At 71.5% G+C, this 18,390-nt stretch carries 16 protein-coding genes and 1 pseudogene; 10 read left to right on the top strand and 7 right to left on the bottom strand.

The window, feature by feature from the left end; translation table 11 throughout:
- Positions 1 to 1,513, top strand: a 1,513-nt coding sequence (gene ligA, locus ACJMNC_RS03745) for an NAD-dependent DNA ligase LigA (RefSeq protein ID WP_408946602.1), incomplete at its 5' end; no start/stop codon positions are given.
- A 73-nt stretch (positions 1,514 to 1,586) separates the two neighbouring features.
- The gene (locus tag ACJMNC_RS03740) at positions 1,587 to 2,471 is read left to right on the top strand and encodes a type IV toxin-antitoxin system AbiEi family antitoxin domain-containing protein (protein ID WP_408946601.1); all 885 of its coding nucleotides are present in this window, start codon (positions 1,587 to 1,589) and stop codon (positions 2,469 to 2,471) included.
- 27 nt (positions 2,472 to 2,498) lie between these two features.
- Here ACJMNC_RS03740 and ACJMNC_RS03735 read toward each other — a convergent pair whose 3' ends face one another.
- Together ACJMNC_RS03735 and ACJMNC_RS03730 are read right to left on the bottom strand one after the other, a co-directional pair.
- Positions 2,499 to 3,152: an amino acid-binding protein gene (locus tag ACJMNC_RS03735; protein WP_408946600.1), complete on the bottom strand. Its 654-nt coding sequence runs from the start codon at positions 3,150 to 3,152 to the stop codon at positions 2,499 to 2,501.
- A gap of 192 nt (positions 3,153 to 3,344) precedes the next feature.
- Positions 3,345 to 3,662, bottom strand: a pseudogene (locus tag ACJMNC_RS03730) (YbjQ family protein); the annotation flags it as partial.
- 109 nt (positions 3,663 to 3,771) lie between these two features.
- Here ACJMNC_RS03730 and gatC point away from each other — a divergent pair.
- Together gatC and gatA are read left to right on the top strand one after the other, a co-directional pair.
- A complete protein-coding gene (gatC, locus tag ACJMNC_RS03725; RefSeq protein WP_408946599.1) occupies positions 3,772 to 4,098 on the top strand; it encodes an Asp-tRNA(Asn)/Glu-tRNA(Gln) amidotransferase subunit GatC in 327 nt (108 codons plus the stop codon).
- Positions 4,095 to 5,591 carry an Asp-tRNA(Asn)/Glu-tRNA(Gln) amidotransferase subunit GatA gene (gene gatA / locus ACJMNC_RS03720; protein WP_408946598.1) on the top strand — a complete coding sequence of 499 codons (1,497 nt, stop codon included), beginning with the start codon at positions 4,095 to 4,097 and terminating at the stop codon, positions 5,589 to 5,591. The genes gatC and gatA overlap by 4 nt, the downstream gene beginning before the upstream one ends.
- Here the strand turns inward: gatA and ACJMNC_RS03715 are convergent.
- Positions 5,558 to 6,781, bottom strand: coding sequence for an alpha/beta-hydrolase family protein (locus ACJMNC_RS03715; RefSeq protein WP_408946597.1), 1,224 nt, complete (start codon positions 6,779 to 6,781; stop codon positions 5,558 to 5,560). The two genes, gatA and ACJMNC_RS03715, sit on opposite strands and share 34 nt — an antisense overlap.
- On the bottom strand, positions 6,778 to 7,395 hold the full coding sequence (locus tag ACJMNC_RS03710; RefSeq protein WP_408946596.1) for a hypothetical protein: 618 nt from the start codon (positions 7,393 to 7,395) through the stop codon (positions 6,778 to 6,780). The genes ACJMNC_RS03715 and ACJMNC_RS03710 overlap by 4 nt, the downstream gene beginning before the upstream one ends.
- Before the next feature lie 166 nt (positions 7,396 to 7,561).
- On the opposite strand from ACJMNC_RS03710, the gene ACJMNC_RS03705 reads away from it, so the two are divergent.
- The 3 genes from ACJMNC_RS03705 (at position 7,562) to ACJMNC_RS03695 (ending at position 10,650) form a co-directional block, all read left to right on the top strand.
- On the top strand, positions 7,562 to 8,800 hold the full coding sequence (locus ACJMNC_RS03705) for a sensor histidine kinase (protein ID WP_408946595.1): 1,239 nt from the start codon (positions 7,562 to 7,564) through the stop codon (positions 8,798 to 8,800).
- 10 nt (positions 8,801 to 8,810) lie between these two features.
- Entirely contained in the window at positions 8,811 to 9,452 is a 642-nt protein-coding gene (locus ACJMNC_RS03700) for a response regulator (protein ID WP_408946594.1), read from the top strand.
- Positions 9,453 to 9,621: 169 nt separating this feature from the next.
- Positions 9,622 to 10,650, top strand: coding sequence for a 6-phosphofructokinase (locus ACJMNC_RS03695; RefSeq protein WP_408946593.1), 1,029 nt, complete (start codon positions 9,622 to 9,624; stop codon positions 10,648 to 10,650).
- A 32-nt stretch (positions 10,651 to 10,682) separates the two neighbouring features.
- On the opposite strand, the gene ACJMNC_RS03690 is transcribed toward ACJMNC_RS03695, so the two are convergent.
- Positions 10,683 to 10,916, bottom strand: coding sequence for a PspC domain-containing protein (locus ACJMNC_RS03690; protein WP_408946592.1), 234 nt, complete (start codon positions 10,914 to 10,916; stop codon positions 10,683 to 10,685).
- A 116-nt stretch (positions 10,917 to 11,032) separates the two neighbouring features.
- Here ACJMNC_RS03690 and gatB point away from each other — a divergent pair, with 116 nt between their 5' ends.
- Positions 11,033 to 12,538 carry an Asp-tRNA(Asn)/Glu-tRNA(Gln) amidotransferase subunit GatB gene (gatB, locus tag ACJMNC_RS03685; protein ID WP_408946591.1) on the top strand — a complete coding sequence of 502 codons (1,506 nt, stop codon included), beginning with the start codon at positions 11,033 to 11,035 and terminating at the stop codon, positions 12,536 to 12,538.
- Positions 12,539 to 12,604: 66 nt separating this feature from the next.
- On the opposite strand, the gene ACJMNC_RS03680 is transcribed toward gatB, so the two are convergent.
- Positions 12,605 to 13,738, bottom strand: coding sequence for a PQQ-dependent sugar dehydrogenase (locus ACJMNC_RS03680; protein WP_408946590.1), 1,134 nt, complete (start codon positions 13,736 to 13,738; stop codon positions 12,605 to 12,607).
- Between the two features lie 81 nt (positions 13,739 to 13,819).
- On the opposite strand from ACJMNC_RS03680, the gene ACJMNC_RS03675 reads away from it, so the two are divergent.
- On the top strand, positions 13,820 to 14,914 hold the full coding sequence (locus tag ACJMNC_RS03675; protein ID WP_408946589.1) for a DoxX family membrane protein: 1,095 nt from the start codon (positions 13,820 to 13,822) through the stop codon (positions 14,912 to 14,914).
- Positions 14,915 to 14,995: 81 nt separating this feature from the next.
- Here the strand turns inward: ACJMNC_RS03675 and ilvD are convergent, their stop codons facing one another.
- Entirely contained in the window at positions 14,996 to 16,840 is a 1,845-nt protein-coding gene (ilvD, locus tag ACJMNC_RS03670; protein ID WP_408946588.1) for a dihydroxy-acid dehydratase, read from the bottom strand.
- A 312-nt stretch (positions 16,841 to 17,152) separates the two neighbouring features.
- On the opposite strand from ilvD, the gene ACJMNC_RS03665 reads away from it, so the two are divergent.
- Positions 17,153 to 18,382 carry an acyl-CoA dehydrogenase family protein gene (locus tag ACJMNC_RS03665; protein ID WP_408946587.1) on the top strand — a complete coding sequence of 410 codons (1,230 nt, stop codon included), beginning with the start codon at positions 17,153 to 17,155 and terminating at the stop codon, positions 18,380 to 18,382.
- Positions 18,383 to 18,390: the final 8 nt, after the last annotated feature.

Raw genomic sequence — 18,390 nt, 5'->3', positions numbered from 1 at the left:
CTTCTTCCGGATCGAGGACTTCGAGAACCTGACCGCCTCGCTGGTCGAGGCGGGCAAGCCGCCGTTCGCCAATCCGCGCAACTCGGCGGCGGGGTCGCTGCGGCAGAAGGATCCGCGGGTCACCGCCGGCCGGCATCTGCGGATGATCTGTCACGGGGTGGGCCGCACCGAGGGCTGGCGTCCGGACTCGCTGCACGAGGCCTACCTGGCGCTCGGCGACTGGGGGCTGCCGGTGTCGGCGCACACCCGCACCGTGACCGGCGCGAAGGCCGTCGCCGACGCGGTCCGATACTGGGGCGAGAACCGGCATTCGGTGGAACACGAGATCGACGGCCTGGTGGTCAAGGTGAACCGGGTGGATCTGCAGCGCCGGCTCGGCTCCACCTCCCGGGCCCCGCGCTGGGCGATCGCCTACAAGTATCCGCCGGAGGAGGTGACCACCGTGCTGCGCGACATCATGGTCGGCGTCGGCCGCACCGGCCGGGTCACCCCGTGGGCGCTGATGGAACCGGTGCTGGTGGCCGGTTCGACGGTCTCGCGCGCCACCCTGCACAACGCCTCAGAGGTGCGGCGCAAGGGCGTGCTGATCGGCGACACCGTCACCATCCGCAAGGCCGGCGACGTGATCCCGGAGGTCCTCGGGCCGGTGGTGGATCTGCGCGACGGCTCCGAGCGCGCCTTCGTCATGCCCACCCACTGCCCGGAATGCGGGGCGCAGCTGCGGCCGGAGAAGGAGAGCGACGTCGACATCCGCTGCCCCAATGCGCAGCATTGTCCGGCGCAGCTGCGCGAGCGGCTCTTCCATTTGGCCGGCCGCGGCGCCTTCGACATCGAGGCACTCGGTTACGAGGGCGCCACCGCACTGCTCACCGGCGGCATCATCGCCGACGAGGGCGACCTGTTCGACCTGACCGCCGACGACCTGGTGAAGACCGCGTTCTACACCACCACCAAGGGCGAGCTGTCGGCCAACGGCCGCAAGCTGCTCGAGAATCTGGCCGGTGCGGCGCAGGCACCGCTGTGGCGGGTCCTGGTCGCACTCTCGATCCGGCACGTCGGGCCCACCGCCGCCCGGTCGCTGGCCACCCACTTCGGCTCGCTGCAGGCCATCGAGGAGGCGTCGGCCGAGGACCTGGCGCAGGTCGACGGGCTGGGGGAGACCCTGGCCACCAGCATCCGCGACTGGTTCGCGGTGGACTGGCACCGGCAGATCGTCGCCAAGTGGCGGGCCGCCGGGGTGTCGATGGCCGACGAACGCGACGAGTCCATCGCCCGCACCCTGGAGGGCAAGACCGTGGTGGTGACCGGTTCGCTGGTCGACTTCACCCGGGACGGCGCCAAGGAGGCGATCATCGCCCGCGGCGGCAAGGCCTCGGGCTCGGTGTCGAAGAAGACCGACTACGTGGTGGTCGGCGATGCCCCCGGTTCCAAGGCCGCCAAGGCCGAACAGCTCGGGGTGCCGATCATCGACGAGGACGGCTTCAAGACGCTGCTGGCGACCGGGGAGGCCTGACCGGCGACGCGGCGGCGCGACACGCGCCGACGAGTGAGGGAACCGGATCGGGGTCCGCTGCGTCCAATCCGGTGTGGACCACAGCTGCGGAATCTTCACCCGGCGGGAACTGCTGGCGCTCGGCTATGACGACGGTGCGATCCGCCGGGCCTGCGAGGCCGGCGATCTGATCCGGCTGCGTTCGGGCTGGTACGCGATCCGGACCCACGATCCGCAGGCCGCCGTCGCGGTCCGGGCCGGTGGCGCGCTGAGCTGTGTCTCGGCCCTGCAGCATCACGGCCAGTGGGTGCCGCCCGGTTATTCGGACGTGCATGTGCGGCGGAGTAAGGCGAAGTCGTCGGCCGGCGAGAGCTGCCGGGCCTTCGGCGGTCCCCGGCCGGTCCGGTCCGCCGTCGATCCGGTGCCGGTGGCCCTGGCCTGTGCGGCCCGCTGCATGAGCACTGAGGACTGGGTGGCGGTCTGCGACTCCTGGTTCAACAGCACCGGTTCCCGGGCGGGCGACCTGCGGGCGGCGCTGGGCGATCTCGGCCCCCGGGTCGAGGAACTGCTCGCACGGACCGACTGGCGGTCCCAGTCCGGCACCGAGTCGATCTGCCGGGTCCGGCTGCGCGCGCTGGGCTTCCACGTGGTGGTCCAGCCGCAGATCGCCGGAGTGGGGCGGGCGGATCTGCGGGTCGGGCGGCTGATCCTCGAATGCGACAGCCGGCTCTACCACTCAGATGCGCGGGCCTACCGCAACGACCGGCGGCGCGACCGCCGGGCCACCGTCGACGGCTGGCTCACCATGCGGCTGACCTTTGACGACGTGCTGTTCGGGTGGGCGGACACGCTCGGCGACATCCGCGGGGTCACCGCACCGGACCGGCACCGGATCCGCAGCGACCGATCACGGCGAGCGGTGCAAAGATCGTCCGCTCTGGAGGCCGCCGAGGGCAATATGCCCTCGGAGTGGCTGTGAGCGGACGATCTTTGCCGAAGCGGCGCGCTATTTCCGGATCAGCGTGGAGATGATGCCGGTCAGGTAGCCGAGCCGGGCCACCTCGCTGGGCCGGAACTCCGGTCCGCCGGTGCGCCCGAGCAGCAGGGCCTTGCCGCCGTCGCCGATCGGGGCCGCGGCCAGGCTGGTGTCGAGCTCGCGCCACGGCCCGGGAACCCAGTCCGCGTCCGTCTCGAACAGCCGGGCCCGCGGCAACGGCAGCCAGTCGGCCTGGACCAGCGGCGTCTCCGGGGCGCCGCTGCTGCCCGCCAGCACCACCACCTCGCTGGCCGGCCGGGACACCACGCTGGCCCAGGAGACGTTCAGCGAGCGGGGCGCCTGGTCGGCGAGCACCTGCAGCCGGTCCGCGCCGCGGGCGGCCACCGCATCGATCAGCTCGAGTTCCCGATGGATGTCGAGCATGCCGCCGAACGGCCGCAGCGAATCCACGTGCACCCCGTCGACGGCCTCGGCCGCCGTGATCAGCGTGTCCGGCAGCGCGCCGTGCGGCAGCTCCACCACGATGTCGTCGACCGCATAGTCGTCGCCGCGTTCGACCACCTCGAGGGAGCGGATGTCGGCGCCCACCGCGCCCAGTTCGACGGCCAGCAGCCCGAGACTGCCGGGCCGGTCTTCCAAGGTCACGCGCAACAGGAATGGCACGACTCCATTATTCCGAAGCACATTTCCCCCGTGTTACCCGATGGTGACGGCGCCAGGTCTGCCGCCCGGTCCTGCCCGGATCGGGAGCGGCAGACCCGCGGTTCACTGCGGTTGGCCCGGGTACTGCGGCTGTCCCGGCGCCGGCTGCGGCGGCGCGGCCTGCTGGGCCATCTGCTGCTGAGCCTGGGGATTGAGCGGGGTCGCGCCCACCGCGGTGCCGTAGGCGCACACCTCCACACCGCTGCCCGCGTACTCGGTGGTCTCGAAGCGGAAGGCCACCACCGCGTTGGCGCCGCGGTTCTGAGCCTCGGCGGCCAGCCGGGAGAGCGCCTCCTGCCGGCATTCGTGCAGCAGCGTGGTGATGCCGCGCAGCTCGCCGCCGGCCAGCGACTTCAAGCCGGCGCCGATGTTGGAGCCCAGGTGGCGGGAACGGACCGTCAGACCGAAGACCTCGCCGAAGGTGTAGTCGATCCGGTAGCCGGGCAGTTCGTTGGTGGTCACGATGATCATGGACTTCACGCTACTTCTCGCAGCGGTCCCCGTCACCACCCCAGGTCATCCCTTCGGCGGACCGGGGACATAGGCTAAGAGGGCTGCCCACCACGAGAGGAATGGACCCTTGCCGGAGTCACAGTCCACCCAGAACCAGCCGGCGATCAGCCGCGCCGAGGTCGCCCATCTGGCGCGCCTGTCGCGCCTGGCGCTCAGCGACGAGGAGCTCGACACCTACGCCGGGCAGCTCGACACGATCCTGGGCCATGTGGCGCAGGTCGCCGAGGTCGCGGCCGACGACGTGCCGCCCACCGCGCACCCGGCCGACCTGCGCGATGTGACCCGGCCCGACACCGTGGTGCCGGGTCTGACCCCGGCGCAGGCGCTCTCCGGGGCGCCGGCCGTCGAACAGGGCCGTTTCGCCGTTCCGCAGATCCTCGGGGAGGAAGAGTGACCAGCATCGACACCCGGGCCGCCGGAGAGATCACCGGCCGCACCGCGGCACAGCTCGCCGAGGCCATCGCCGCCCGCGAACTGTCCTCGGTGGAGGTGACCCAGGCGCACCTGGACCGCATCGCCGAGGTCGACGACCGGCTCGGCGCCTTCCTGCACGTGGGCGCCGACGAGGCGCTGGCCGCCGCCCGGGCCGCCGACGAGGCGATCGCCGCCGGCGATGCGCCGTCCGCCCTGGCCGGCGTGCCGCTGGCCCTCAAGGACGTCTTCACCACCGTCGACGCCCCCACCACCTGCGGCTCCAAGATCCTCGAAGGCTGGACCTCGCCGTACGACGCGACGCTGACCACCCGGCTGCGTGAGGCCGGGATCCCGATCCTGGGCAAGACCAACATGGACGAGTTCGCGATGGGCAGCTCCACCGAGAACTCCGCCTACCAGGTGACCCGCAATCCGTGGGACGTCGAGCGCATTCCGGGAGGTTCCGGCGGCGGCAGCGCCGCGGCGCTCGCCTCCTACCAGGCTCCGCTGGCCATCGGCACCGACACCGGCGGCTCCATCCGGCAGCCCGCCGCGGTCACCGCGACCGTGGGCGTCAAGCCCACGTACGGCACCGTCTCCCGGTACGGCCTAATCGCCTGCGCGTCGTCGCTCGATCAGGGCGGGCCGTGCGGGCGCACCGTCCTCGACACCGCACTGCTGCACGAGGTGATCGCCGGTCACGATCCGCGCGATGCCACCTCGCTGCCGGTGCCGGTCTCCGACGTGGTGGCCGCCGCGCGGGCCGGTGCCGAGCAGGACCTCACCGGTGTGCGCATCGGTGTGGTCCGCCAGCTGCAGGGGGAGGGCTACCAGGCCGGGGTGCTCGAATCCTTCCAGCAGGCCTGCGCGGTGCTCACCGAGCGCGGCGCCACCATCGTCGAGGTGGACTGCCCGCACTTCAGCTACGCCCTGGGCGCCTACTACCTGATCCTGCCGTCCGAGGTGTCGAGCAACCTGGCCCGCTTCGACGCCATGCGCTACGGGCTGCGGGCCGGCGACGACGGCACGCACAGCGCCGACGAGGTGATGGCGCTGACCCGTGAGGCCGGTTTCGGCCCCGAGGTCAAGCGCCGCATCATGATCGGCACCTATGCGCTCAGCGCCGGCTACTACGACGCCTACTACGGGCAGGCGCAGAAGGTGCGCACGCTGATCGCGCGCGACTTCGCCGCCGCCTACGAGCAGGTGGACGTGCTGATCTCGCCGACCACCCCGACCACGGCATTCAAACTGGGCGAGAAGGTCGACGATCCGCTGTCGATGTACCTGTTCGACCTGTGCACGCTGCCGGTGAACCTGGCCGGCAACGCGGCCATGTCGGTGCCGTCGGGGACCGCCGCCGAGGACGGTCTTCCGGTGGGCCTGCAGATCATGGCGCCGGCGTTGGCCGACGACCGGCTCTACCGGGTGGGCGCGGCCTACGAGGCGGCCCGCGGACCGATCGCCGGCTGACACCGGTCCGGGTCGGGCACCGCCCGGCCCTGCTCGGTTCCGTAGCGGTGACCGTGCCCGACCGGCACGTGCAGGGCGTCGAGCAGGTCCAGGCCCCGGGCCAGGAACGAGAGTCCGGGCAGCCACGGCGGCTGCGGTGATGCGCTGCGCGTGAGTCCGGCGCGGGCGGGCGGCGACGGCGGCCGCCAGAGCAGTGACGGCGCCAGCGCGGCGACCGGATCCGAGGCATTGGTCAGCACCAGCGGATCCCCGCAGCCGTCGGGCGCGGGCCCGCCGCCGGGTACCCCGGCGAGCACGGTGCCGGCGACCGGGACACCGTGATCGTGGGCCCACCGGCGGGCGTGTTCGGCGCCGGTCGCGCCGAGCGACTGACCGTAGAGGTAGATCGCCGGGCGCTCGGCCGCCGGCCGCTGGGCGAGCCGCGCGGACAGTTCCGCCAGCAGGGCCACCGCGCCGGCACCGGCCTGGCCCGAGTCGGTGAGCCAGGCCTGCCAGGACGGCACGTCCGCGTACTGGACGGCCACGGTGCGGACCGAGCCGTCGAAACGGTCGCGGAAGCCGTCGAGTGCGGCGCCGTCCACCCAACCCGATCCGGTGGGCACCGCCAGCACCACGGCCCGGCGGTCCAGGCCCCCGTGTGCGGACCACCGGCGCACGGCGACCTGCGCCCGGCCGGCGGCATCGGGCGCATCCGAGAGTGCGCCGTAGTCCAGGATCTCGTGCTCGTGCCGGGCCGCGGCGGTCTGGCCGTGCGCCGGCGCCGGGAGAGCGCCGGTGCTCACCAGCAGGCCTGCGCTCACCGCCCCGGCAGCCCACAGCCGCCCCGGCACCGCCAGCACGACGGCCGGCACCAGTGTGGCGGCGACGGTGGCCGCCACCCACAGCGGGCTCACCGGCGCCATGCCCATCGCGGCCCGCAGCTGCTGCTGCCACCACACGCTGCCGGCCAGGCACGCCGCGCCGACGGCCAGACCGGCGGCGATCAGGGCCCGCGGCGGGCGCAGCGAGCGCCGGGTGACCGCGGCCAGCGCCAGCCCCAGCGTCATTCCGAGCAGGCCGGCGACCGCCACCGACAGGGCCGACACCGGCAGCGACCGGGGCACGGCGCCGGGCGTCAGGGCGGCGATCGCGCCGAGACCGCCGCCGATCAGGGCCGCCGGCCGCCGCGACAGCTGCGGGCGGGCGGTCACCGCGAGGCTCCGGGACCGGGCGTCACCGGTGCGGTGAGCACGCTGGCCAGGATCGTCCAGCCGCTCTCCGGTACGGGGGGCCCACCGCGCTGCCGCCAGGTGTTCACGGCGAGTCCGGCCCGGCCGGCTTCGGCCGCGAGATGACAGAGCGGGTTGCTGCAGGACCGGTGCATGGCGCGGACCAGGGCGGCGTCGAGCCGGCTGCGGGCGCCCGCTTTCACCGGTGCCCCGCGCAGGGCGGCGTAGCGCAGGACGTCGTAGCCGAAGTCGTGGCTGCGGCACAGCGGTTCGAACCGCCCCGGCAGAGGGACCGGTGACGAGCAGCCGCCGCCGGGATGGATCGGCCGGCCTGCGCTGATCACCGGCCGGTAGCCCATCAGCGCGGGGAAGTCCGCCGGCAGTAGGCGCAGCGCCGACTCCGGGTGCGCTCCGGTGAGCCGGTCGATCACCGCATCGGGTGCCGAGCGGGCCGGGCCGGACTCGGCCACGGCGGCGGTGGCCTGGCCGGCGGCGCCGAAGGCGGGCAGTGCGCTCAATCCGACGGCGGCCAGGACGGCGATGAGCAGTCGTCGCGGCGGGCGCCGCACGGGTTCGGGGGAACGTGTCAGGATCATGAAATCGACGCTAAGAACGGCTACCACCTGCGCGGATCGCCCGGAACGGGGATTGTCCGGTCGGCGTCGCGGGGGAGTGGACGGCTTCGCCTCACCCGTGAGAACCAGACGCGAATCCCCCGGCAGGGGCAGGCGTCCGGCGTCGGCGGGCCCTAGCGTGGACGGGGTGAGACGACCTTTCCGCCGGCTGGCGGCCCAGGTCCGGGCGGACACCGAGCGGATTCCGGACCCGGCCCTGCGCGACTACCTCGCGCGCGGCCGCAACTGGTGCGCCCTGCTGCTGGCCCTGATCATGCTGGCCGTCACCTGGCCGCTGCTCGGCCAGTCGCTGAGCGTGCCGGCCTACCTGCTGCCGATCCTGGCCGTCGCGACGGTCGCTCCGCTGGCGCTGATCGGCGTCGACGGCGAGCCGCGCTGGTGGGCGTGGGCGACGGTCGTCGTCACCTGCCTGGTGACCGCGCTGCTGCCGGCGGCCGACGGTTACGACTGGCCGATCGCCATCCCGCAGTTCCTGGTCCTGTTCGTGATGACGATCGCCGTACTGCTGACCGCCCCGCCGTCGCGGCTGCCGGTGGCCTGGCTGGTGACCGCGCTGACCCTGCTGGTGGTGGTGCCGCAGGCGCTCTCCGGCGGCTGGATCTCCGGGCTCACCGTAGTGACCATCGGTATCGCCTTCGTCCGGTACTGGCGCCGTTCCCGCCTGCAGATCGCCGAGCAGACCGAGCAGACAGAACTGGCGCAGGCTCAGAGCGCGGTGCTGGCCGAACGGTCCCGGATCGCCCGCGACCTGCACGACGTGGTGGCGCACCAGATGTCCATGGTGGTGGTGATGGCGCAGACCGCCCGCTACCGGCTGGCCGCGGCCGATCCGCCGGAGCAGGTGCCCGAGGCGGTGGCCGAGGAGTTCGAGGCGATCGCCGGGACGGCCCGCGAGGCGCTCGAGGAGGTGCGCGGTCTGCTCGGCGTGCTGCGGACCGCGGCCGAGCCGGAGTTGCAGCCCGCGCCGGGTCTGGCCGATCTGCCGCAGCTCGCCGAGGTGGTGCACCGCTCCGGCGGGACCGTCGAGCTGACCGACGAACTCGACCACGAGGTGTTCGGCCCGGTCGCGGCGATGGCGATCTACCGGATCGTGCAGGAGTCGCTGACCAACGCCGCCCGGCACGCGCCGGGTGCGGCGGTGCGGGTGGGACTGTCGATGTCCGGTCCGGCCGCGGCCGCGCTGGAGATCGTCAACGGTCCGTCGCAGGCTCCGACGGTCCCCGCGACCGGCGACAGCGGCGGTTTCGGCGTGCCCGGCATGACCGAGCGCGCGGCCGCCGCCGGCGGTGACCTGCACGCCGCGCCTACGGCCGACGGCGGCTTCACGGTCACTGCGCGCATACCGGCCGGTCCGGCCCGGCGTTAGGCTGACGGTCGTGCCGACAAGCGTGGTGATCGTCGACGATCAAGCGATGGTGCGGGCCGGTTTCGCGGCGCTGCTGGCCGCCTCGGAGGGCATCTCCGTCCTCGGCGAGGCCGCCGACGGACAGGAGGGGCTGGACCTGGTGCGCCGGCTGCGGCCCGACGTGGTGCTGCTGGACGTGCGGATGCCCGGCCGCGACGGGCTGTGGACGGCCCGGCAGATCGCGCAGGCCGGTCTGGCCACCCGGGTGCTCATGCTGACCACCTTCGACGTCGACGACTACGTCTATGCGGCCCTGGCGGCCGGGGCGTCCGGCTTCCTGCTCAAGGATGCGCCCGCCGACGAATTGGTGCGGGCGGTGCGGGTGGTCGCGGCCGGGGAGTCGCTGCTGGCGCCGACGGTGACCCGGCGGCTGATCGCCGAGGTGGTGTCCCGGCGTCCCCGCCCGGCGAGTAGCGCCGCGGACGTGCTGACCCCGCGGGAACGGGAGGTGCTGACCGTGGTGGCCGACGGGAAGTCGAACGCCGAGATCGCCGCCGAACTGTACGTCTCCGAGCAGACGGTCAAGACCCATGTCAGTGCGGTGCTGAGCAAGCTGGGCCTGCGCGATCGCGCGCAGGCGGTGGTCTTCGCCTACGAGAACGGGCTCAAGTAGACCTGTCTGCGCCTCCAGCGAACGTGCCTCACGTGGATGCGTCTGCGCCCCACGGGGGCTCGCCGATCCGCGCCGCGGACGACCGCGCGCGTTCGCCTCGCCGCATGCGGGCGCGCGTGATGAGATGGAGTCCGCAGCACGCACCGTCGACGGAGGGACTCGCATCGCCATGACTCGCTACGGAATTCTCACCTCGGGCGGCGACTGCCCCGGCCTGAACGCGGTGATCCGCGGCATCGTGCTCGACCGGGAGGCCGAACAGCACGAGTACGTCGGCTTCCTCGACGGCTTCAAGGGCCTCGTCTACGGCGATGTGATGACTCTGGACCGTTCGGTGGTGCGCGGTATCGCCAAGGAGGGCGGCACCATCCTGCGGACCAGCCGATTCGGTCCGTACAGCGAACCCGACGGCGGCCCGGAGAACATCAAGAAGGTGCTCGACCGGCTCGGGGTCGAGGGCGTGGTCTGCATCGGCGGCGACGGCACGATGGCCGCGGCCAACCGGCTCTACGAGGACGGCATCCCGACGGTCGGCGTGCCCAAGACCATCGACAACGATCTCGAGGCCACGGACTACACCTTCGGCTTCAACACCGCCGTCGAGATCGCCACCGAGGCCGTCGACCGGCTGCGCACCACCGGCAATTCGCACAGCCGCTGCATGGTCCTCGAGGTGATGGGCCGGCACGCGGGCTGGATCGCGCTCTATGCGGGCCTGGCCGGCGGCGCGCACGCCATCCTCATCCCGGAGGCACCGGAGTCCATCGAGCAGGTGTGCGCGTGGGTGGAGAGCGTCCGGGACCGCGGCCGCGCACCGATGGTGGTCGTCGCCGAGGGCTTCACCCTGCCGGATATGACCGAGGCGTACAGCGACAAGGGGCTCGACGGTTTCAACCGGCCCCGGTTGGGCGGCATCGGCGAGATCCTGGCGCCGATCATCGAGGAGCGCACCGGCATCGAGACCCGGGCCACGGTGCTCGGGCACATTCAGCGTGGCGGCGTGCCGAGCGCCTGGGACCGGGTGCTGGGCACCCGTTTCGGGTTCGCGGTGCCGGAGATGCTCGACGACGGCTGCTGGGGGCAGATGCTGGCGCTGCGCGGCATGGACATCGTGCGGGTGCCGTTCGCCGATGCCGTCGGCCACACCAAGAACGTCTCGATGGATCTCTACCGCGAGGCCCGCGGCGCCTTCGGCTGAGGGGATCGCAGGCGCGGCCCGGGCGGCCCGAGTCAGCGGGCCTTCGGCATGATCAGCCAGAGCAGCAGGTAGGCGAGCACCTGCGGCCCGGGCAGCACGATCGACACCGCGAAGACCAGGCGCACCAGCGCCGGATCCCAGCCGAAGTAGTCGGCGATGCCGCCGCACACGCCGCCGATCCACCGGTCGTCGCGGGAGCGGGCCAGTCGGCGCGGCGCAGGGCGGGGATCGTCTCCGGCGGTGCCCGGGGTGGGGACGGCGTTCATGGCTCTGGCCTCCTGTGCGGGATCGGTCCTGATCTGACACCTTCGACGCTAGGCGCGGCCCGCGGTACCGCCATCGGGACAAACCCGGAGATCGTCCCCCAGATACGATGATGGGCATGAGTGTGGCTACCGACGACCTGATGGACTTCGACGACGTCATCGCACGCTTCGACCCGGTGATGGGCATGGAGGTGCACGTGGAACTGGGCACCGCGACCAAGATGTTCTGCGGCTGCCCGTCGAGCTTCGGCGGCGACCCGAATTCGCAGGTCTGCCCGGCCTGTCTGGGGCTGCCCGGCTCGCTGCCGGTGGTCAACGGCCAGGCCGTCGAATCGGCGATCCGCATCGGTCTGGCGCTGAACTGCTCGATCCGCGAATCGAGCGTCTTCGCCCGGAAGAACTACTTCTACCCGGATCAGCCGAAGAACTACCAGATCAGCCAGTACGACGAGCCGATCGCGTACGACGGCTACCTGGACGTGCAGCTCGAGGACGGCACCACCTGGCGGGTGGAGATCGAACGCGCCCACATGGAGGAGGACACCGGCAAGTCGCTGCACATCGGCGGTGCCACCGGCCGGATCCACGGCGCCAGCCACTCGCTGCTCGACTACAACCGTGCCGGGGTGCCGCTGGTGGAGATCGTCACCCGGCCGATCGAAGGCGCCGGGGAGCGGGCCCCGGAGGTGGCGCGGGCCTATGTGACCGCGCTGCGCGATCTGCTGCGCTCGCTCGACGTCTCCGACGTGCGGATGGATCAGGGCTCCATGCGCTGCGATGTGAACCTGTCGCTGATGGACAAGGGCGCCGCCGAGTTCGGCACCCGCACCGAGACCAAGAACGTCAACTCGCTCAAGAGCGTCGAGGCGGCCGTCCGCTACGAGATGGGCCGTCAGGGCGCCGTGCTCGCCGCCGGCGGAGAGATCGTGCAGGAGACGCGGCACTTCCACGAAGCCGACGGCACCACCTCGGCCGGGCGCCGCAAGGAGACCGCCGAGGACTACCGCTACTTCCCGGAGCCGGATCTGCCGCCGGTGATCGCCGAGCCCGCCCGGGTCGAGGAACTGCGCGCGACCCTGCCGGAGCTGCCGTGGGTGCGCCGGGCCCGGATCCAGGAGCAGTGGGGCGTCTCCGACGAGGTGATGCGCGACCTGGTGAACGTGGGCGCCGTGGAGCTGATCATCGCGACCGCCGACGCCGGCGCCTCCCCGGAGGCGGCGCGCAGCTGGTGGGTCTCGTTCCTCGCCCAGCAGGCCAACACCCGCGAGGTGGAGCTGGCCGAGCTGGCCATCAGCCCGGCGCAGGTGGCCGAGGTCATCGGCCTGGTCGACGAGGGCAAGCTCACCAACAAGCTCGCCCAGCAGGTGGTCGTCGCGGTGCTCGACGGCGAGGGCGAGCCCGCACAGATCGTCGCCGACCGCGGCCTGGAAGTGGTGCGCGACGATTCGGCGCTGCAGAAGGCCGTCGACGAGGCGCTCGCCGCCAACCCGGACATCGCCGAGAAGATCCGCGGGGGCAAGGTGGCCGCGGCCGGAAAGATCGTCGGCGACGTCATGAAGGCCACCCGCGGCCAGGCCGACCCGGCCCGGGTCAAGGAACTGGTGCTGGCCGCCTGCCAGTAGCAGCCTGCCGGTAGCCGGGGTGCGGTGACCCCTCTCGGTCACCCCTCCCCGGTCACACAGGATCGCTCACATCCGGTCGTCGCCGCTGGCGCCGCTGGGGCTGATGATCGCCACCCGGTCGTTGGTCGACGCGGCCGGCGCCCCGGGCACCGATTTGTTGACCGTCGCCAGCTGCACGGCCGAGCCGAGGCTGGTGAGCCGGCCCACCGCGCCGTACTGCTTCTTCATGTCGCTCTCCTGCGGCTCGCCGACCGTCGGGTCGGTGTTCGTGGGTGCGCGCAGCAGCTCCAGCCGGAACTTGGTGGCCATCGAGACGGTGATGGTGCCGCCGCTGACCGCGCAGCCGGTCAGACCCGGTCGCGCTCCCCAGCTCCACAGCTTCTTCAGGCCGCCGGCCTCCACCTGGAGCAGCCGGTCGCCGGCCGCGCCCGAGTCGGCGAGGTAGAGAGCGCCGTCCTCCGGCGACGGGCACAGCGAGACGTTCGAGCCCAGTCCGGAGGCGACGATCCGCGGCCGTCCGCCCGCCACGTTGGGATCGATGGTCAGCAGCTTGCCGGCCAGCGAGCCCGGATTCTCGGCGGCGGCCGGATCGCCGGCGTCGCCGGTGGCCACCCGCAGTTCGGTGGGGGAGGCGAAGCTGATCGACCCCATGTTGCCGGTGGCGCCCTTGGGGATGCCGGTCAGGATCGGCTTGACCGAGTTCCCCGGGGCGATCCGCACCACGCGGTTGTCCGCGCCGGTGCTGATCAACGCGTAGATGAGCTGATCCTGCTGATAGCCGGGGGAGAGCTCGAAGTCGATGAGCCCGCCGTCGCCCGAACCGTCCACCGGCACCGTCGCGATGACCCGCTGCGGCCCGTACCGCTTGGAGATGATGATGTTGCCGGTGGTCCGCTCGGCCACGTAGGTGGACTTGCCGTCCGCCGAGGCGGGGCGCACCCCGCTGGTGGTGCCCAGGCAGGTGGCGATCACCGCCGGGTTCTTGTCCACGCACGGACCGGTCGGCGGGTCCTGCTCGTCCTGGCTGGTGTCCGGCGGCTCGGTCGGCGGATTCTGCGGCCCTTCGGCCGCGGAGCTGAACGCGCCGGCGTGCGCGGACTCGTCCTGCTGACTGAAGTCGGCGCAGCCGCCCACCAGCGCAGTGGCGACGACGACGGCGCCGGCCGCCGTGAGGCGGCCGAGGAGCGGACTCGAGTGCATGTCACAACAGTATGCGATCGTTACCAAATCGTCGGGTGCCGAACCCCGAGGCGGTGCATAACCACGCTTACCCTCGTAAGCGTGAGTAGTTCAGACGACAACGGTCCGGTTCGGCGTCCCCGCCGGCCGCAGCCCGACCACGACAGCTTCATCGACAGGCACGGCCGCCGGCCGGCTCCGATGGTGGTCTCCGAAGTCGGCGACGAGTTGCCGGAGGCCGTTGTGCTGCCGTCCGGATCCGGAAGCCCCCGGTCCGATCAGGCGCCCACGGACTCCGCGTCCGAGCAGGGAGAACAGGTGCCGAGGAACCAGGATCAGCCGACGGTGGAGCTGAGTGCAGCCGGATCGGCCGACGCGCCCACGCGGACCGATGTCCGCAGCGACGACGAGACGGTGGTGACGCAGCCGTTCACCGAAACCGACGAGCCGGGCCGGGACGAGCCCACCGCGGCGGAGAACCGCCGGACCGCCGAACATCTGACCGAGGATCCGCTGCCCTACATCGAGCCGCAGCAGACGCTGATCCTCGATCGCGGGGAGCCGGTGCCGCCGATCGCCGACGAGCCGCCGCCGGCCCCGCACTACGACGAGCCAGACGAGGAGCCGGCCGCGCTCGATCCGCGGCGCGGCACCCTGGATCTGGGTCTGCTGGTGATCCGGGTGATCATCGGCCTGGTGTTCACCCTGCACGGTCTGCAGAAGCTCACCGGATGGTGGGGCGGGCCGGGTGTCGACGGCTTCGCCGCCTTCCTGGCCAATGCCGACGCCCCCGATCTCGGCTTCACCTCGGATGCGACCACCACCCTGGCCTATGTGGCCGGTTTCTCGGAGACCATCGGCGGAATCCTGTTGATCCTGGGTCTGCTGGCGCCGATCGCCGGTTCGGCGGTGCTCGGAGTGATCCTGGTGGCCGCGGCCTACAAGGCGACGCTGGCCGGCGGGGTGTGGTTCTTCACCCCGGACGGCAACGGTTCGGGACTCGAGTTCGAACTGACGCTGGCCCTGGTGGCCGCCGGCCTGATCCTCACCGGCCCGGGCCGCTACTCGTTCGACCGCCGCTGGGGCTGGTCGCACCGGCCCGCCTGGGGCTCGTTCCTCTGGCTGCTGGTCGGCATCGGCGGCGCGGCGGCGATCTGGTTCATCTTCAACGGGGCCAATCCGTTCGCCACCCGCTGACTGTCTCCACACACGGACGACGCCGTCCCGCTCCTCTGAAGGAGCGGGACGGCGTCGTCTGTGTGGTGGACGCGCGCCGGGTCAGTCGACGATGCGCACGGCGCCCTTGTCGGCCGAGGACGCCATCTTGGCGTACGCCCGCAGCGCCTTGCTCACCGGCCGCTGCCGGTCCTTGGGCTGCCACGGGTGCTCGGAGGCCTCCATCTTGGCGCGGCGCTCCTGCAGCTCCTCGTCGTCGACGAGCACTTTGAGGGTCCGGCTGTGGACGTCGATCAGGATCTGATCGCCGTTCTCCACCAGGCCGATCGTGCCGCCGTCGGCGGCCTCCGGGGAGGCGTGGCCGATGACCAGGCCGGAGGAGCCTCCGGAGAACCGGCCGTCGGTGACCAGGCCGCACTTCTTGCCCATGCCGGTGCCCTTCATGAACGCCGTCGGGTGCAGCATCTCCTGCATGCCCGGGCCTCCGGAGGGGCCCTCGTAGCGGATCACCAGGACCTCGCCGGCCTGCAGCTCCTTGGAGAGGATGGCGTGGACGGCGTCCTCCTGACTCTCGACCACGCGGGCAGGACCCTGGAAGTGCCACAGTTCCTCGTCCACGCCGGCGGTCTTGAGCACGGCGCCGTCCTCGGCCAGATTGCCGCGCAGCACGCACAGGCCGCCTTCGACGGTGTAGGCGTGCTCGAGGTCGCGGATGCATCCATCGGCGGCGTCGGTGTCGAGGGAGTCCCACCGGTTGGCGGTGGAGAACGGCTCGGTGGTGCGCACCCCGCCGGGGGCGGCGTGGAAGAGTTCGACGGCCTCCTCCGTGGGGCTGCCGCCGCGGATGTCCCAGTCGGCCAGGTACTGCTCGATGGACGGCGCGTGGATCGGCCGGACGTCGGTGTTCAGCAGACCGGCGCGGTTGAGCTCACCGAGGATGGCGGGGATGCCGCCCGCACGGTGGACGTGCTCCATGTAGTACTTGGGGGAGTTCGGGGCCACCTTGGCCAGGCAGGGCACGTTGCGCGAAATGCGGTCGATGTCGTGCAGGTCGAACTTCAGCTCGCCCTCCTGGGCGGCGGCCAGGATGTGCAGCACGGTGTTGGTGGAGCCGCCCATCGCCACGTCCAGGGCCATCGCGTTCTCGAAGGCCTCGCGGGTGGCGATGTTGCGCGGCAGCACCGACTCGTCGTCGTCGGCGTAGTACTGCTTGGCGATCTGGACGATCAGCTCGCCGGCCTTGGTGAACAGATTCCGGCGGGCCACCTGGGTGGCCAGGGTCGAGCCGTTGCCGGGCAGCGACAGGCCCAGCGCCTCGGTCAGGCAGTTCATCGAGTTGGCGGTGAACATGCCCGAACAGGAACCGCAGGTGGGACAGGCGGACTGTTCGACGGTGAGCAGCTCCTCATCGTTCACCGAGGAGTCGGCGGACGCGGTGATCGCGTCCACCAGGTCCAGGCCCGGATGGACCACGCCGTTGACCACCACGGACTGTCCGGACTCCATCGGCCCGCCGGAGACGAAGACGGTGGGGATGTTCAGCCGCATGGCGGCGTTGAGCATTCCGGGCGTGATCTTGTCGCAGTTGGAGATGCAGACCAGGGCGTCGGCGGTGTGCGCGTTCACCATGTACTCGACCGAGTCGGCGATGATCTCGCGGGAGGGGAGCGAGTAGAGCATGCCGCCGTGGCCCATCGCGATGCCGTCGTCGACGGCGATGGTGTTGAATTCGCGGGCCACACCGCCGGCGGCGGTCACCGCCTCGGCCACGATGTCGCCGACGTTCTTCAGGTGCACGTGGCCGGGGACGAACTGGGTGTACGAGTTCGCGATGGCGACGATCGGCTTGCCGAAGTCGTCGTCGGTCATGCCGGTGGCACGCCACAGGGAACGTGCACCGGCGGCTTCCCGGCCGAAGGTGGTGGTGCGTGACCGCAGGGCTGGCATGAATTCCTCGCTCAACGTTGGGCTACGGCCGACGTTCGGGGCTGGACGAACGCCGGCGAAATCATCGAAATACTGCAGGTAATTCTACGCCCCCGGCGCCACCGGATATTCCCGCCTCGGTTCGGGGGCGCACCGGGCCGCCGGTTCGGGCGCTCGGTCGCACCGCCGCAACACTTGAAGTCGTCGTCAACTTCAAGTTAGTGTGTGTGGCGAGGGACACCGTGACGGCCGGCACATGAGCGGGCCGGTTCGGTGCCGGGGCCGATGTACGCACACCCGCAGAACCCGCTTCCTGAACGAGGAGAGAAGTCCATGTCGATGTTCGATGTGTCCGAGCGCGCCCAGCAGATCCAGCAGCAGCTGGTCGAGTTCATGGACGCCCACGTCTATCCCGCCGAGCCGGTGTACGAGGAGCAGATGCGCGAGCTGGGGAACCCGCACGCGCAGCCGGCGATCCTCGAGGAGCTCAAGGCCAAGGCCAAGGCCGCGGGGCTGTGGAACCTCTTCCACCCGCACCCGGGCACCGGCGCCGGGCTGACGAACCTCGAGTACGCGCCGATGGCTGAGATCATGGGCCGCTGTCACTTCGCGTCCGAGGTCTTCAACTGCAACGCCCCGGACACCGGCAACATGGAGGTCCTCGAGCTCTTCGGCACCGACGAACACCGGGAGAAGTACCTCATCCCGCTGCTCGAGGGCACCATGGCCTCGGCCTTCGCGATGACCGAGCCGGAGGTGGCCAGCTCGGATGCGACCAACGTGGAGATGTCGATGGTCCGTGACGGCGACGTCTACGTGCTCAACGGCCGCAAATGGTTCGCCTCCAACGCCCTGCACCCCAACTGCAAGGTGATGATCGTGATGGGCAAGACCGACCCCGAGGCCGCTCCGCATCGGCAGCAGTCGATGATGGTGGTCCCGATCGACGCGCCCGGCGTCACCGTGGTGCGCAACCTGCCCGTCTTCGGCTACCACGACCGCGAGGGGCACGCCGAGATCCTGTTCGAGGACGTCCGGGTGCCGGTCACCGACATCCTCAAGGGAGAGGGCGAGGGCTTCGCGATCAGCCAGGCCCGGCTCGGACCCGGCCGGATCCACCACTGCATGCGTTCGATCGGCGCCGCCGAACGCGCCCTGGAGCTGCTGTGCAAGCGCGCCCAGTCCCGGGTCACCTTCGGCAAGCCGATCGCCGACAACGCCAACATCCAGGACTGGATCGCGCAGGCCCGGATCGACATCGAGATGATCCGGCTGCTCACCCTCAAGGCCGCGTACCTGATGGACACCGTCGGCAACAAGGAGGCGCGCACCGAGATCGCGGCCATCAAGGTGGCCGGGCCCAACATCGCCCTGCAGATCGTCGACCGCGCCATCCAGGTGCACGGCGGCGGCGGTGTCACCGACGACTTCCCGCTGGCCATGATGTACGCCCACCTGCGGACGCTGCGGCTGGCCGACGGGCCCGACGAAGTGCACAAGCGCGCCATCGCCCGTGACGAACTGCGACGGTACCGGGACTACCGGCCCGCCACCGGTGCCTGAGCCGACGA

Origin of the sequence: Gordonia sp. VNK21 (assembly GCF_046098115.1) — a bacterium.
In the GTDB taxonomy this organism is placed as follows: domain Bacteria; phylum Actinomycetota; class Actinomycetes; order Mycobacteriales; family Mycobacteriaceae; genus Gordonia.
The sequence above is the reverse complement of the archived record's forward strand: the minus strand, read 5'-3'. Positions and strand labels throughout refer to the sequence as shown.

Coding starts and splice junctions, on each gene's coding strand:
- ACJMNC_RS03710 (WP_408946596.1), bottom strand. CDS start 7,395: ATGATCCTGACACGTTCCCCCGAACCCGTGCGGCGCCCGCCGCGACGA.
- ACJMNC_RS03695 (WP_408946593.1), top strand. CDS start 9,622: ATGACTCGCTACGGAATTCTCACCTCGGGCGGCGACTGCCCCGGCCTG.
- ACJMNC_RS03690 (WP_408946592.1), bottom strand. CDS start 10,916: ATGAACGCCGTCCCCACCCCGGGCACCGCCGGAGACGATCCCCGCCCT.
- gatB (WP_408946591.1), top strand. CDS start 11,033: ATGAGTGTGGCTACCGACGACCTGATGGACTTCGACGACGTCATCGCA.
- ACJMNC_RS03680 (WP_408946590.1), bottom strand. CDS start 13,738: ATGCACTCGAGTCCGCTCCTCGGCCGCCTCACGGCGGCCGGCGCCGTC.
- ilvD (WP_408946588.1), bottom strand. CDS start 16,840: ATGCCAGCCCTGCGGTCACGCACCACCACCTTCGGCCGGGAAGCCGCC.
- ACJMNC_RS03665 (WP_408946587.1), top strand. CDS start 17,153: ATGTCGATGTTCGATGTGTCCGAGCGCGCCCAGCAGATCCAGCAGCAG.